This is a genomic window from Chryseobacterium sp. Bi04, from assembly GCF_918698085.1.
In the GTDB taxonomy this organism is placed as follows: Bacteria; Bacteroidota; Bacteroidia; order Flavobacteriales; family Weeksellaceae; genus Chryseobacterium.
In genome coordinates, this window is sequence record NZ_CAKKLP010000001.1 from 851,342 (window position 1) to 866,666 (window position 15,325).

10 protein-coding genes and 3 tRNA genes are annotated in these 15,325 nt (G+C 37.1%); 2 read left to right on the forward strand and 11 right to left on the reverse strand.

The genetic code is table 11. The features are described from left to right. The first annotated feature begins 21 nt into the window (after window positions 1-21). The gene (locus tag LQV47_RS03705) at window positions 22-2,343 is read left to right on the forward strand and encodes a DUF5074 domain-containing protein (RefSeq protein ID WP_230034002.1); all 2,322 of its coding nucleotides are present in this window, start codon (window positions 22-24) and stop codon (window positions 2,341-2,343) included. 172 nt (window positions 2,344-2,515) lie between these two features. Here LQV47_RS03705 and LQV47_RS03710 read toward each other — a convergent pair whose 3' ends face one another. The 11 genes from LQV47_RS03710 to LQV47_RS03760 form a co-directional block, all read right to left on the reverse strand. Beyond that, window positions 2,516-4,009 (reverse strand): T9SS type A sorting domain-containing protein, encoded by a 1,494-nt coding sequence (locus tag LQV47_RS03710; RefSeq protein WP_230034004.1) that lies wholly within the window; start codon window positions 4,007-4,009, stop codon window positions 2,516-2,518. Between the two features lie 86 nt (window positions 4,010-4,095). After that, window positions 4,096-5,592, reverse strand: coding sequence for a T9SS type A sorting domain-containing protein (locus LQV47_RS03715; RefSeq protein WP_230034012.1), 1,497 nt, complete (start codon window positions 5,590-5,592; stop codon window positions 4,096-4,098). 76 nt (window positions 5,593-5,668) lie between these two features. Further along, window positions 5,669-7,624: a T9SS type A sorting domain-containing protein gene (locus tag LQV47_RS03720; protein WP_230034014.1), complete on the reverse strand. Its 1,956-nt coding sequence runs from the start codon at window positions 7,622-7,624 to the stop codon at window positions 5,669-5,671. A gap of 124 nt (window positions 7,625-7,748) precedes the next feature. Further along, window positions 7,749-8,537: a T9SS type A sorting domain-containing protein gene (locus tag LQV47_RS03725; protein ID WP_230034016.1), complete on the reverse strand. Its 789-nt coding sequence runs from the start codon at window positions 8,535-8,537 to the stop codon at window positions 7,749-7,751. 202 nt (window positions 8,538-8,739) lie between these two features. Next, window positions 8,740-9,513, reverse strand: a complete 774-nt coding sequence (locus LQV47_RS03730) for a T9SS type A sorting domain-containing protein (RefSeq protein ID WP_230034018.1) — start codon at window positions 9,511-9,513, stop codon at window positions 8,740-8,742. A gap of 761 nt (window positions 9,514-10,274) precedes the next feature. Beyond that, window positions 10,275-10,346, reverse strand: a tRNA-Glu gene (locus LQV47_RS03735). 65 nt (window positions 10,347-10,411) lie between these two features. After that, window positions 10,412-10,483, reverse strand: a tRNA-Glu gene (locus LQV47_RS03740). Between the two features lie 10 nt (window positions 10,484-10,493). Continuing rightward, window positions 10,494-10,748 (reverse strand): 30S ribosomal protein S20, encoded by a 255-nt coding sequence (gene rpsT, locus LQV47_RS03745; RefSeq protein WP_047491303.1) that lies wholly within the window; start codon window positions 10,746-10,748, stop codon window positions 10,494-10,496. A gap of 67 nt (window positions 10,749-10,815) precedes the next feature. Further along, window positions 10,816-11,136 (reverse strand): hypothetical protein, encoded by a 321-nt coding sequence (locus tag LQV47_RS03750; RefSeq protein ID WP_230034020.1) that lies wholly within the window; start codon window positions 11,134-11,136, stop codon window positions 10,816-10,818. Between the two features lie 11 nt (window positions 11,137-11,147). Beyond that, window positions 11,148-11,222: transfer RNA gene (locus LQV47_RS03755), tRNA-Glu, on the reverse strand. 56 nt (window positions 11,223-11,278) lie between these two features. Next, window positions 11,279-12,565, reverse strand: coding sequence for an N-acetylmuramoyl-L-alanine amidase (locus tag LQV47_RS03760; RefSeq protein ID WP_230034022.1), 1,287 nt, complete (start codon window positions 12,563-12,565; stop codon window positions 11,279-11,281). Window positions 12,566-12,618: 53 nt separating this feature from the next. Between LQV47_RS03760 and LQV47_RS03765 the strand changes: the two genes are divergently transcribed. Further along, entirely contained in the window at window positions 12,619-15,204 is a 2,586-nt protein-coding gene (locus LQV47_RS03765; protein WP_230034024.1) for a putative LPS assembly protein LptD, read from the forward strand. The last annotated feature ends 121 nt before the right edge of the window (window positions 15,205-15,325 follow it).

Sequence of the window (15,325 nt, forward strand, 5' to 3'; positions counted from 1 at the left end):
ATAAATTTTAAATTAATAGAAATGAAAAAGTTTTATCTTTTTACTCTGCTTTTTCTATTTGCATTTTTTACCAATGCACAGATAAAAGTTCAGGGTGTTCTCCGAAATGATATTCAGGGAACGGAAACAAGTCAGCTTAGAGCAGCTGTAGCACCATCAATCAGTTTTTCCGAGATTAAGTATTGGGTAGGAACAGGCTCAAACGAAGCTGCTTTTGTAGTACAGTGGAACGACAGTAAAAATCCGGATGCCCTGGTTTGGGGATTCAGATGGAACGGAACTGCTACAGGCGCAGACATGATTAAAGCAATTGCTAAAGAAGATCGTAGACTTTTTACACTGCTTTATCAGGGAACACCACAGGGAACAGCAGTTGGAGGTTTTGGTTTCGATCTGGACGGGCAAAATCTCAATGCCCTGTATTATAACGGAAATACAGCATCTCCGATTTCTCCGGTAAACGGAATTGTTAATACCACAGCATATAATTTTGATAATTATACCGGAGTGGATGCTAACGACCACTGGCAGTCCGGATGGGCAACTAAAGGATACTGGTCTTATTGGATAAAAAATCCTGCAAGCGCTAATTTTGGATACTCCGGGGTAGGAGCATCTTCCCGTACGTTGCAAAACGGTTCATGGGATGTATGGAATTTCAATCCTTCATTCACTTCAGTTCCCATTTCTTCTACGATGACTCCGGTTTCTCCTTATGTTGCTTCTGCAAGCCTTATGAGTCTGATGAACCCTGCTAATCGTTTTAATCCGACAAGTTTTACAGAGGGTTTCTTTATCGTTAATGAAGAATGGTTCGGCCATACAAACGGATCGGTAAACTTTATAAATAATAACGGACAGATCAGTTACCGTGTATATAGTGAGGCTAATAACAACCATGCTTTTGGAGCCACTACCCAATTTGGAACCATTTATGGGGATAAGTTTTACTTTGTATCAAAGCAGGAGGCAGACCCTGGAGATGTTCAATATACACCTGGAGGAAGACTGGTGGTTGCCAATGCGCAAACAATGCAGAAACTAGCCGCATTTGATAATATCGGAGGAGGTGATGGAAGATCATTTGTAGGAGTAAATGAGCATAAAGGATATATCGGAGCTTCCAATGGAGTCTATTTATTTAATATCGATAACCTTCAGGTTGGAGGATTAATTCCAGGTACGGCAGGTGCAGGAGGACCTTACAGTGATCAGGTGGGAAACATGATCCGTACTTCACAATATGTGTTTGCAGTAAAACAGGGAGAAGGTATTTTAGTCATTGATCCTAAAACCGATACCCTTGTTACTACCATTACCGGAGACTTCTATTCTGTTACTCAGGCTAAAGACGGAAGTATCTGGGCCATTAAGAGTCAGGCGGTAGTAAATATCCATCCTACTACTTTTGCCACTCAGTTCTATGTCATTCCTACCACAACATATCCTGATCCTTGGGGAGCATGGAATGCAGGAAGTTTTTCAGCAAGCAACACAGAAAATACACTCTACTGGTTTATATCTGCAGGTTGGGGTTCCGGAAACAGGATCGTTAAATTTGATGTAACGGCTAAAAGCTTTAATGAAAATTTTATTACCATTCCGGGACAGACGGGAACTTACAAGCAGACTCCTTATGGAGCAGGATTACGTGTAAATCCAGTGACGGGAGAACTTATTGTAAATACTACCGAAACAGGAGGCCATTATCAAAAAAACTGGGTTCATATCTATGATGCTAATGGTAGCCTTACCAGTACGAGAATATTGAGTGACTATTACTGGTTCCCTGCATTAACGGTATTCCCGGATAATACAGCTCCGGTGGTGAACAATACGCTGCCTTCACAGGTTACTGTAGGAAATGTGACTACAATTGATTTGAAAACAGGGGTTTCTGATGAAGACAATAATACAGCTTCAATTGTGAAGACTATACAGTCAAATGACAATCCGGCAGTAGTTTCCGCAGTAATTAATAATAATGATGAGCTGGTATTGACTCCTGTTGCTTCGGGAACAGCCAGTATTGTTATCCGTTTTAATTCTAATGGTAAGACGGCAGAAAAAACAATCACAGTAAACAGCCTTGGTTCTACGTTAGCTACCGCTGAGGTGAAAAAACTGGAGTTTAGTATTTATCCGAACCCGGTTACAGATATTCTTATGATCAAAACTCAGGAGAAAATTGTAACTATTTCTGTGTACGATGCTTCAGGTAAATTGGTGAATACGCCATTCAGCAACGGACAGATCAATATGAGTATGTTACCAAAAGGAATGTATATTCTAAAAGCAGTAACGGATAAAGCAGTATATCAGCAAAAACTGATTAAAAAATAGTTTTAGCATAGCTATTTTGTTTCATTTAGCCCCGGCCAATTTTGACCGGGGCTTTTGTATAATAAGAAGAGCGTTGATGCTGCTTTACAAGAATGGAAGATCATAAATGGGAGTATATAGGAAGGCAGGCTGTTTAGGCCTGCCTTCTTATATGAACTAAATACGATGAGTTTTATCTTGTTAAGATAATTTTACGGGTATATACTTTTTTGTCTTTCGTTTGTAAGGTAAGAATATACACACCTCCTGGCAAAGTATAGGGAAGATCAAACGTTTTTGAAGTGAATTTCGAATGGTATACTTCTTCTCCGGATATATTTCTCACGGAAATATCTGAATCTACTAAAAGCATGTTTCCATCCAGGGTAATCTGTCCGGTAGTAGGATTAGGGGTTACAGTGAGTATTTCATTGGTGATTGCTCCTTTATTTGTAGACGGAACAGGTGAGACTGGAATATTATAAGAATTGTATAATACTTGTATGTCCAGAGGAGGAAGTACTCTGTCATAGAGGACTAACTCATCAAGTTGTGCCCCATTGACAGAAATTTCGAAATACTTTTTAGCTATAGGATACCCTATCCATTGTAAACAGTTTTTTTGGGGGTCTATTGGATCAGTAATATAGGCTGGCTGCCCGTTAATATATAAGCATACTCTGCCACGCCTTAGGATAGTACCACTTCGAAACCATTCATGCTCAAAAACCATTGTATAAAAGTTAAACTTACCAGAAGTGATGGGGAATACAAGGTCATAAGGAGAATCAACACCATACCCCAAATGTGCATTTTCAGGTTTTATCTTAATATGTCTTCCGAAAGCTTCTAAATTAAGAAAAGGTGGTGAAAACCCCTCTTCAGGGGCATCAACACGTGCCCAAAATGAAATGGTTTTTGGTGTTGTAGGAATAGATGTAAACATTGGAGGGCTTTGAAGGTTATAACTTTGATCTGTTAAAGGTATTGGTCCTAAACCTTGATTACATACCTGATTGTTTTTGAACGCAGGGTTATTGTTTACGGTATGTAAGCTAACACCTGATACGGTGTCTGTTGTATTTCCGTTAAAAGGATAATAAAGAAGTGGATTAGGTGGAGAGGAGCATATTGGAATATCCATACGATAGGCATAATAGATTCTGAATTCATCATTTAAGGTTAGAAGTCCTGAGTTTAATGTTATTCTAACACGGTCATAGGGAACAGTGATGTAAGGAAGCTCAATAATTCCTCTTTGTGGATCTTGGGTACTAATCTTAAGAAGGTTACTGCCTATGTTTATAGCACCATAATAAATATCATTTCCATTCATTAACTCTACTGTAACTCCATTGAGAAGGGCTATTGAGAGCGCACTGTTGCCAGTGCCTATACCAATGACAAGTTTTGATAATTTTGTACTTGCTGGAAAATATAAAACTTGTCCGAGTTTATTGGCTATTCCTAATGGAATTTTCAGGGAAGAATAATTGTCTTCATTGTTTCCAACAGCATTGTTGGGGTTTTGAACATTACATCCTACGCATAATCCTTCAGAAAACACTGCTTGTGAACTTGCATAGATCTTGTTTTGTGCATAGTACAGAGAAGTACTGAGGATCAGCGAATAGGCCCAGATTACCGTTTGCATGAAACGATAGCCTGAAAATAAATAAGTTTTCATATTTTGAGAGTTTTGGTTGTTGTGTTTAAATAAGTTTATATTAAAAATAAGGCAGAGCTAAGCTGTCTGCCTTACTATATTATTTTCTACCGTGTTAAAATAATCTTACGGGTATACACTTTCTTATCTTTTGTCTGTAGACTAAGGATATAAACTCCTCCCGGAAGGGTAACTGGGAGATTAAAAGTTTTTGAAATGAATTTCGATTGATAGACCTCTTTTCCGGATATGTTTCTTACAGAAATGTCTGAATCTACTAAAAGAATACTTCCATCCAGGGTAATTTGTCCTGTGGTGGGGTTAGGTGTGACGCTGAGTGCTTCCTTTTCCGGGATTGCTTTTATTACTGAAGCCCCAGAGGAAATGTTGGATAAGTTAGAACTAATCCCTTTGTATGAATTGAATAATATTTTTATTTCATCTGTTGTAAGAACTTTGTCATACACCACAAATTCATCTATTTCTGAGCGGTCAAGGATAATAGTGTTCGTAGCTTCGGTTATTAAATTAAGTATTGTCTGATAATTATTCAGGTCCAGAACAACATACCGATTATCAACAAAAAGTAATTCCCCATTTTTGTAGATTCTGAGAATCCCATCATTATTAATTATTATATAATGATTCCATTCCGTAGCCGGAGTAATACCCCAATTATCAGAAAGGTTATCAGTGAGCCCAAAATTAGGAGGTCGTAACATAAGTTTTATACTATCTGGAGCTATGCGGACTCTTTCAGGAGTTGTATCAACCATTAGGGCAGGTGATGAAGAACCAGCCTGTCTTGGCTCTGTTTTAGCCCAGAATGCTATAGTATGATTAAGGATGACCTCGGAAAGAGCCTTGCCATTTAAGTTGAATCCAGCTTTTAAACTGTAAGGAGATCCTGCTGATGCTCCGAGCCCTTTACCACATATTGTGTTATTTTTGAATAGGGGAGTAGCGGTGCTGGCCATATTAAAACCAGCTATCATATCATTGATATTACCGTTGAAGGAATAATATTGTACAGGATCAAAAGCAGGAAAAGTACAGCCATCAGGTATATGGTAGGCATAATATATACTAAGCCCGCTGTTCAGATTAAGCAATCCACTGTTTAAAGTTACTCTTACGCGATCATAGGGTTTGGTGGCAATAAATTCTATTGTTCCTTTACTTGGGTTTGATATATTAATTTTGAGAAGTTCACTGTTTACAATTTTATAATCATTGTTTGAAACGTTTCCGTTAAATGTTTCTATTGCTACCCCGCCAAGCAGCTGAGCAGATAAAGAAGTTTGACCTGTTCCAATACCAATAACAACTTTATTTAATTTTGTTGTTGCCGGAAAAATTAATGTTTGTTCTATTCTTGCAGCAATACCCAATGGAATTTGCATCAAAGAATAATCGTTTTCATTAGATCCGACGGCATTTTGTGGATTTTGTAAAGAACAGAGTAAGCATCCTCCATAGATTTGCGAGTTTTGATTGCTGACGTACACTTTTTGTGCAAAAGAAAATGTGGTCATTAGAGACAGCATAGAAATTAGTGACCAGGCTTTCACCAGATGGTGCGCTGAAAATAAATGTGTTTTCATATAGTGGGATTTGATTTTTTGTTGTAGAAAAGTATGACACCATCAGGATGATGTCATACTGTATTTTTCAAAAAGATTATCTTGTCACGATGATCTTTCGGGTATGAACTTTTTTATCCTTTGTCTGCAGGATAAGTAAGTAAACTCCTCCTGGGATTGTAGAAGGCAAATCGAAAGTTTTAGAGGTAATCTTTGCATGGTAAACTTCCATTCCCGAGGTGTTTCTTATAGATATATCAGAATCTGCCAGAAGAATTTTTCCATCAAGAGTCACTGTTCCGGTAGTAGGGTTCGGAGAAATCGTAAGCGTTTCTTCTGCAGGAATTGTTCTCATAGCATCTGTATTTGAAACAGAATTTGCAGAAGAGCTGTTAGGTCTTTCATAGGAATTAGCCAGCGTACGGATTTCTCCTGGATTAAGTGCCCTATTATAGATTATCAGCTCATCTACTTGTGCCCGGTCCAGAGCAAGTTTTATTTTTTTATGAGTGTTTCGGTCGGCTTGGTTCCAGGTGATACAATCTACATCTTCATCATCAGTTTCTCCTCCCAATACACCATTAATATATAAGCACGCTCCTCCATCTGTATTATCAGGATTTTCTTTTAATACAAGAGTATAATGAACAAAATGATTAGGGAAATTTTGTTTCTCGATTTGAGGTTCGTCAGCATCCATACCTACCTTTATTATTTTAGGACTGATGTTAATTTTTTGCCCGAATGCATCCATTGTAAGAAAAGGCTGTGGTCCGGTGGGTGGAATGGTTTCATCTGGATCATCAGGATTAGGGATATCTTTATCTCCTTCATTGATACTGGCCCAAAAAGAAATACTAATATCACCTGTAAGCAGCGAAGCAGGAATTTCAGGGCTTTCAAGAGTGTATGGAGGGGAAAGCGAAGTAAGCGCCTGATTGCAGATCATATCGCTTTTGTAAACAGGAATAGAAGAAGAACTAAAATTAAAGCCGGGAACCGTACTGTTTGTATTTCCATTAAAGGAAAAATAATAAAAAGGATTAAACGGAACATGGGAACAGGCATTAAGATGAAGAGACTCCTGATATGCATAATAAATCCGTAAATGATTCATATATAAGTTTAACCTTATACCGTCATAGGGGAGTGATGTCCAGAATTCGATGGTTCCCCTGCCAGGATTTAATGGATCAATCTTTATTTCTGGTCTCATTCTTTCGTCAAAAGGGGTTGAACCATTCTGTAATATATGTATGCCCAGCCCGTTTAGAGAAGAGGAAAGAGGAGGTGTATCTGTTCCGATACCAATCACTACTTTTGTAAAAGTTTTTACAGCTGGAAAATACAGATCCTGCTGGACATCAATCACACCTGGTTTTTTCCTCAATTTCATATAATCATTTTCATTCGGGCCTAGGGCATTCTGTGGATTTTCTACACATTCAGGGCAAGGTTCTCCAAAAGCCAGATGACTCTCGCTGTTTACATATACCTTGTCATCTACCGTTTTATAGGCATAATATACTCTAAGGCCTCCATTGAGATTAAGTAGTCCTGCGTTAAGGCTTATTTTTACCCGGTCAAAAGGTTGGGTTGTGGTGACTTCAATAGTCCCTTTGGAAGGATTTGTAAATCCCACTTTTAACAGGTCATTGTTTACTATTTTGTAATCATTATTGGAGGTATTCCCATTAAATGTTTCTATGGAAACTCCTGCCAGAAGCTGTACAGATAAAAGAGATTCACTTGTCCCAATACCTATTACAATTTTCTTCAGACTGGGATCTGTCGCCGGAAAGTTTAATGTCTGTTCTATTCTTGCAGCAACGCCCAAAGGAATAAGGAAAGTAGCAAAGTTATCTTCATTGTTTCCAACGGCATTTTCTGAGTTCTGTATACCACAGTTTAAACAGATGCCATAAACCTGATTGGTCTGGCTGTTTGCATACGTTTTTGTCTGTGCAAAAGCTGATGGGTTTATCATGAACAGGAATAAGGCCAGCAATACTGTTTTTACCAGACAGTGGCCTATCAATACATGTGTTTTCATACTTTGAGATTTAGGGTTATAGTTTTTTTAATTTTATTTAATCTTTAGCGATTAACGTTTTAAATATACTTTCTAAAATAAAACGGCAGGCTTTAAAGCCTGCCGTTATGATTTCTTATGAATTTTATTTCATCATAATTTTTTGAGTATAGGTTTTTCCTTCCTTCGTTTTCAAAGTCATAATGTACAAACCTTGTGGCTGTCTTGATTCAAAGGTATTGGAAGTCAGTTTAGAATGGTAGACTTCTTTTCCGGAAGTGTTGGTTAAAGTAATTTCCGAACCCTCCAGTGGAAGTTTTTTATCAAGGGTAACCTGCCCTCCTTCTGTATGAGCCATCAGGTTAATAAAAGGGTCTTTGTACTGATAGGTATAATAAACACGAAGTTCACCACCCAGATTCAGTAACCCTGAATTGACGTTTATTTTAACACGGTCGAAAGGAATGTTCATGGTAAGTTCAATTTCACCTTTGCTTGGGTCTGCACTTCCCAGCTGGAGAACATCATTGTTGATATTTTGATAGTCGTTGTTAGATACATCTCCATTAAATGTTTCAATGGATACACCTCCCAATACCTGAGCAGATAGTGGAGTGCCATTTGAGCCGATTCCGATCACAAGCTTATTGGTGTTATTGGCAATGTTGGAGGTAGCGAAGATCAGGGTCTGTTCTGTCCTTGCCAATAGACCTATTGAAACCTGTAAAGTAGAATAATCATTCTCATTACTTCCTATTGCGTTCAGTGGATTTACTACACCGCATCCTATGCAGAGTCCGGTAACCGAATTGGTTTGGCTGCTCGCGTACGTTTTTACAATTTGTGCAGTAGACATAGAACTCATCAGGAACAAAAATGTTGCAGACATGGCTGCTTTAATAGCACGTTGTCTCAATAATAAATTAGTTTTCATATGTAAAAAATTTTGATTCTTAGCTTTATGTAAATTTATAAATAAAATTATTATGTTGATAATTTTATTTCATATTATGGTGATTATGTAATAATTTGTTTACATAAATATAAATTTTTGTTTTTTATTTAATAATCGTAGTACTATAAAACAAAAAAATCCGGCTGGATTTGCCCGGCCGGATTGAAATATAAAAATAGACTTATTTAATCATTATTTTCTTGGAATACATTTTCCCGTCTTTTGTCTGCAGAGTCATAATGTACACGCCTCCGGGTTGTCCGGATTCAAAAGTTTTTGATCTCAGTGTAGAGCGGTATACTTCTTTTCCGGAGGTATTGGTTAAAACAACTTCTGAACCCTCTAATGCAATATTTCCATCAAGGGTAACCTGTCCGCTTTGGCTATGTGTCATCAGGCTGATTAAAGGATCCTGGTAAGCGTAATATATTCTGAATCCGCCACCAAGGCTAAGTACACCACCTGTTAATCCGATTCGTATACCGTCGTATGCTTTTGTCGGTTTGAATTCTACAGTCCCTCTGTTAGGAGTTGCTCCCAGCTTAAGAAGACTTATATCTATAGTTCTGCGGTCTTCGTTTGAAGTTCCTCCATTCATAGTTTCCAATGTTACGCCGCTTAACAATTGTACAGATAAAGGAATATTGTCTGTCCCGATGCCTACTACCAGCCTTGTATCTGACCTAAGATCCGGGAAAATTAAAGTTTGCTGGATTCCTCCTAATAATGCGGTTCCCAGCGACATTGTAGAATAGTCGTCCTCGTTATCTCCAATTGCATTTTGGGCATTTTCTACACGGCAGCCTAAACAGGCAACCCCAAAAACACCGGAGCTCTGTGCGTGAGCATAAATTCTGTTCTGTCCAAATGATAAAGCGTTTGCTGAAATCAGGAATAGCGCTATTAAAGTCTTTTTAAATGAGAATTGGCCTCTAGATAGTAAAATAAATTTCATGGAATTGGTTTTTAAATTAAAAATTTAAGCGAATTTAACGATTAAAAAGAAAAGTAAGAAATAATATTTCCATTTATGGTGATTTTTTTAATAAAATTTAATTTTAGGAAAATGTAATCCCCTAAAACGGAGTGTAGGGGGATTTTTTCTTGAAGTACGAAGAGATAGGGTACGAAGGTGGGAAGAGTATGCTGAATTATTGAGGACAGGTCTTTCTGTCACAGATGGACTGGCAAAGTATCACGCTGTGTTGCTTCATTGGTTAGATTTGCGTAATCTTTTAGTGGAAGAATTTGGATTAGTATAAATGTGTTGTTCAGGATCAGGTGCAAAAGTTGAGGGATAGCATAAACTTACATCAATACAACTTCTCTTTGACGCAAAGTTCTATTTTTATTATGCTTGATTTTTAAGTGGGCCAAGAATGAATCGATTAGAAATCGATTTTGATGAAGCTAACCTTTTTATATCGCTTATTCAGCGACAAAGTCGTCTTTCTTTGCTTTCTTACAATAGAGCATCCGAATTATTTTTCCTTTGCGTGAATAAAAGGTTATTTCCATCCTATTTTCAAGTCAAAATATAAAAATTACATATTTAATGTCATCCAAACAAGAAGTTTTAGTTTAATCCAATTTACCTAATCCACAACTTTTGAGATTGATCCATCCGTTGTTCTATCTTTGGTAAAAGCTTTTATTCATCACGGATAAATAGGGTATAAAACAAAAAGAGAAGACTTATATTAAGTCTTCTCTTTGTAGCCCGTAGGGGAATCGAACCCCTCTTACCAGAATGAAAATCTGAGGTCCTAACCGATAGACGAACGGGCCCTCTATCTTCCATTACCAAAGTAACGTGTTAGCTTTTGTTTTTATAAGTATCAACTCTTAGTTTGTAGCCCGTAGGGGAATCGAACCCCTCTTACCAGAATGAAAATCTGAGGTCCTAACCGATAGACGAACGGGCCTACTATATTATTACGCTAACTTATTAACGTGCTTTGTCAATTTGCTTTTCAAGTTAGCCGCTTTGTTTTTGTGGATAATATTTTTCTTAGCTAATTTATCCAATAAAGCGATAACCTTTGGCAGTTGTTCCGTTGCAGCAGCTTTATTCTCTTCATTTCTCAAGCTTTTAAGCGCTGTTCTAGCGGTCTTGTGGTAATATCTGTTACGAAGTTTTCTAGTTTCGTTTTGTCTAATTCTCTTTAGTGCTGATTTATGATTTGCCATATCGTTCAAATGTGAGTGCAAAACTATAAACTTTTTTTTAAACTACCAAATTTATTTTCTGAATTTTTTAATTTTCTTCCGAAAGGTACTTTTTAAGTTTATTTATTGCTTGTTCTATTTTTAAATTTTCTTGTTCCTTTTCTATTTTTTTGATTGTGTTTCCCAACATAATCATCGCGTTGTTCCATTCCCCAGTAGTATTGGTGAAAGTAAGTTCATCTATTGTTACTTCAAAAGCAACCCTTTCTCCTGTCCTGTAAAGCCTGAAACTTATTTTATCATCCCTGCCTGTAATCCCGTCTTCATAGATTTGTAAATCATAACTTTTTGGGTTAGAGTGGATTTTATTAAAAAGCAATTTCGCTTCTTGTATTTTTAAATCCGGCATGATATCAAATTTGGTAGCCTATAGGGGAATCGAACCCCTGTTGCAAGAATGAAAATCTTGAGTCCTAACCACTAGACGAATAGGCCAAATTTTGAGGTTGCAAAAGTAACGATTAACTTTTTAACTTCAAAATTATTTTTAACTATTTATACACTTTTTGTATCACTGTATTCTTAATTCCTTTGTTCTCAAGTTCTTTCTGAAGTTTCACTGCTTCCTCCAAAGTAGCTACTTTTCCATAGGTATAGTAGAAAACACCATTGTCTTTCTGTCTTTCCACATCTTTAAGGTTCTGAAGAATATAAGAATTTCCGTTCAGTTTATCGCCGGCATACAGCTCTATGGTATAGTATCCCATGCTTATTTTTTGGTTAGGCATGAACCCTACAGCAAAGGCATTTCTAAATCCTGCATCCTTGGCAGACTTCAGATTAATGTCTTTCACAGAAGCCATATTAGTGACTGCATAATAGTATTTGTACTGGCCATTTTCTTTAATGGTAAGAATATAACCCAATCCTTTCATTGCAGGATCTCCCTCATTGTATTTGGTAGGAGAGCTCATCAGTAATATCCTGAAATCATTTTTCAACGGTGTTTCTGCCGGTTTTTCAGGTTCCTGCTTTTTAATGGTGAACGTACCTCCGCTTTTTCTGTCGATTGCTTTTTTATAATCAATAATAGCATTGTAAATACTTTCTGCAATTTCAGCCTGCCCCTTTTCAGAAGCTATATAGTGGCTTTCTTCCGGATGATTGATAAATCCGGTTTCTATCAGTACAGAAGGCATAGCGTTCATACGCAGAACGTGAAGGTTTTTCTGGAAAACCCCTCTTGAAGATCTTTTGTCTTTATTCACAAAGTTGTCTTCCACCAATCCTCCTAAAAGAAGACTGGATTCCAAATATTTACTCTGCTGAAGTTTTAACGCAATTAAAGACTCCGGAGAATCAGCGTTATAAGAGCCGAAGATCTGCTTATCTTTCTCATCAAGAAAAATCACATCGTTTTCCCTTTTGGCAACTTCAAGGTTTTCGTTGTTTTGGTTAGGTCCCTGTACATAAGTTTCTGTACCGTAAGCGGTAGGCCTCTGTGAAGAATTACAGTGAATAGACACAAATAAATCGGCCTTGCTTCTGTTGGCAAGATTAGTCCTGTCCGATAAAGATGGGTATTCATCAATTTTACGGGTGTAGATTACTTTGAAATCTCTGTTTTTTTCAAGCATTGCGCCTAATCTTAAGGTAATGGCAAGGGTAACATCTTTTTCTGCGACTCTTCCAATGTCAGAATAGGACCTGTTTGCCCCATGATCACTTCCTCCGTGTCCCGCATCCAGAACGATTGTAAGCTTCTTTTGAGCAAAAATAAGGTTACTGATTAGAATAAGGAGAAATGATAAAATTATTTTAAAATTTTGTTTGTGCATCTTACAGTTATAAAAATTATATTAATTTTGGGCCTTAATTATATAGAATAAAATTGGCCAAAACCGTCTTCAAAAATATATTACAAATTTTAATTATCCTAATTTTTAACAATTTTTTAGCACAAGAAACGCCCGAAAAATTGCCTAAAAATGTGGTTAATGATACTATTTCCAAAAAGGATACCATAGTTGTAAAAAAAGAATCTTTAGATGATATTCTCCGCACAAAAGCAGAAGATCAGAGAAGAGACATCCCTAAAAAGATGACTTTTTTAAATAAAAATGCCCAGGTAGTATATCAGGATATGCAGATTGATGCAGATTATATTTCAATAGATGATAATAAAAATCTGATTTATGCCCGCGGAAAACAAGACTCTTTAGGGAAAATTATTGAACCCGTAATTACTACGCAGGCTGGGAAAAAGTATGAAACCAACGAATTCAGCTATAATACCAAAACCAAACAGGCTATTGCCTACAATGCCAGAACAGAGGAAAGCGAAGGGGTAATCATAGCTCAAAAAACAAAAAAGTATAATGACTCTGTGTTTGCAATGAAAAGAGCAGATTATACTACCGATGATTATTTTATTAAGAAAAAAGATACTGCGGCAGACTACTTTATGCGCGCTTCCAATATCAAACTGATTAAAACAAAGAACAAGTCGCAGATTGTGACAGGTCCGATTCAAATGTACATTGAGCGGGTTCCTACGCCTCTTATTATGCCTTTTGCCATTCTTCCGTTTTCAGATAAAAGAGCAGCCGGTATTTTGATCCCGAGTTTTGGAGAAAGAGAGGATGTAGGATTTTTCCTTAATGGAATTGGGTATTATCAGCCTATTGGAGAACATTTTGACCTTAAAGTGCTTGCCGATGTGTATACAAAAGGAAGCTGGAACCTGCGTCCGCAGATGAATTATCAGAAGAAGTACAGGTATTCAGGTAGCTTTAATGCAGATATCGGAACTATGGTAAGAGGAATTAAAGGACTGGATGATTATAACAGGAATAGTACCTATAGAATCAACTGGACCCATTCGCAGGATGCAAAATCTAATCCTTTTCTCACCTTTAGTGCATCTGTGGATATTGTAAGTACAAAGTTTTATAATAATCCGCTGAATAACAACTATATTTTTAACCAAAATGTATTGAATACACAGCAGAACTCCACGGTAACACTTACCAAGAGATTTCTGAAACTTCCGGTAACCATCACCGGAACGGCATCTTATTCCCAAAACTTTGCGACAGGGCTGGCAGATCTCCGTCTTCCGCAGATGAACGTTGCCATAAACCAGTTTTACTTATTTAAATCTAAAACAGGAGTAAGACAGGGACTTCTTGAAAACATTACGGTAAACACAGGGTTTAACCTTACAAACTTTGTGAACACACAGGAGAATGAGCTCTTTAAGAAGGAAATGTGGGACAAAATGCAGACAGGACTTAAAAACAATATCGCACTGGCAACAAATACCACTTTGGCAAAATATTTTACATTCAGCTTAAGTGCAAATATTGACAATGCATTGACAACAAAAACATTGAACAGATACTATGATCCTGTAAAAAATGTTACAGTAGATGAGATTGACAAAAATCTTGCAGGATATTCTACATTCTCTACTACTGCGAGTCTTCAGACAACACTGTACGGAATGCTTAAGTTTAAAAAAGGATCTTCTGTTGAAGCCATCAGGCATATGATGACCCCAAGTATCGGGTTTACCTATTCTCCGGATTTCTCAAGTCCAAACTTTGGATATTACAAAAACTATTATAACGCAACCGGGGCCATTACTCCTTATTCTATCTTTGAAAAAGGAATTGTAGGAAGCCCGTCCAGCGGATTGGTAGGAGCTTTAGGATTTAATGTGGGGAACAATATTGAGATGAAAGTAAAGTCTAAGAAAGATTCCACAGGAGTAAAAAAACTTAAGATTTTTGAATCCTTAAATCTTTCAGGAAGCTATAATTTTGCTGCTAAAGATCACCCATGGTCCATCCTTTCAATCAACGGGCAGTCTTCTTTCTTCAACAGTAAACTTACCGTCAATACAAGCCTTACCCTTGATCCGTATAGAATTGCATTTATTCCGGGGCAGGACACAGGGATCAGAACAGAAGAATTCGGACATTTTAGTGTACAGGGCTTCAATATCCAATTGTCTTATCCTCTAAGCAGTGAAATTTTTGGTGAGAAAACTGATTATGGTAAAAAATATTCCTCGAAAGGAGAAGTCCGAAATGAAAACTATTATTTTGATGACGATAATTATGCTCATTTCGATCAGGCATGGACTTTGAATGTCAATGCAAACTATGCTTATTCAAAAGGTCTCAGCAGGTTTGGAAGTAAAATTGCATCCATAGGATTGGACGGTAGTATTAAGCTGACACCTTACTGGAATATCAATGGAAGCACGCATTATGATATGGTCACTAAAGAACTGGCGTATACGAGAATAGGATTCTCAAGGGATCAGCGAAGTTTTACCATTAACTTTAACTGGGTTCCTTTCGGACAGTATAAGGTATACGACTTCTTTATTGGGATAAAAGCCAATATCTTAAGCGATGCTCTGAAGTATAAAGACAGAAGTTTTACTCAGCCCAATGCACCTTTCTAATATCAGATTGGCATTTGAGAATATAAATTTTATATTTGCAACCAAAATATATTCTAATGAAATCGCTGTTGACAGAATTTTCAATCAAGTACATACAGCAGATGGTGATTGCAATATGATC

Excerpts from the sequence above, each read along its gene's own strand:
- LQV47_RS03705 (WP_230034002.1), top strand. The coding sequence starts at position 22 with ATGAAAAAGTTTTATCTTTTTACTCTGCTTTTTCTATTTGCATTTTTT.
- LQV47_RS03710 (WP_230034004.1), bottom strand. The coding sequence starts at position 4,009 with ATGAAAACTTATTTATTTTCAGGCTATCGTTTCATGCAAACGGTAATC.
- LQV47_RS03715 (WP_230034012.1), bottom strand. The coding sequence starts at position 5,592 with ATGAAAACACATTTATTTTCAGCGCACCATCTGGTGAAAGCCTGGTCA.
- LQV47_RS03720 (WP_230034014.1), bottom strand. The coding sequence starts at position 7,624 with ATGAAAACACATGTATTGATAGGCCACTGTCTGGTAAAAACAGTATTG.
- LQV47_RS03725 (WP_230034016.1), bottom strand. The coding sequence starts at position 8,537 with ATGAAAACTAATTTATTATTGAGACAACGTGCTATTAAAGCAGCCATG.
- LQV47_RS03730 (WP_230034018.1), bottom strand. The coding sequence starts at position 9,513 with ATGAAATTTATTTTACTATCTAGAGGCCAATTCTCATTTAAAAAGACT.
- rpsT (WP_047491303.1), bottom strand. The coding sequence starts at position 10,748 with ATGGCAAATCATAAATCAGCACTAAAGAGAATTAGACAAAACGAAACT.
- LQV47_RS03750 (WP_230034020.1), bottom strand. The coding sequence starts at position 11,136 with ATGCCGGATTTAAAAATACAAGAAGCGAAATTGCTTTTTAATAAAATC.
- LQV47_RS03760 (WP_230034022.1), bottom strand. The coding sequence starts at position 12,565 with ATGCACAAACAAAATTTTAAAATAATTTTATCATTTCTCCTTATTCTA.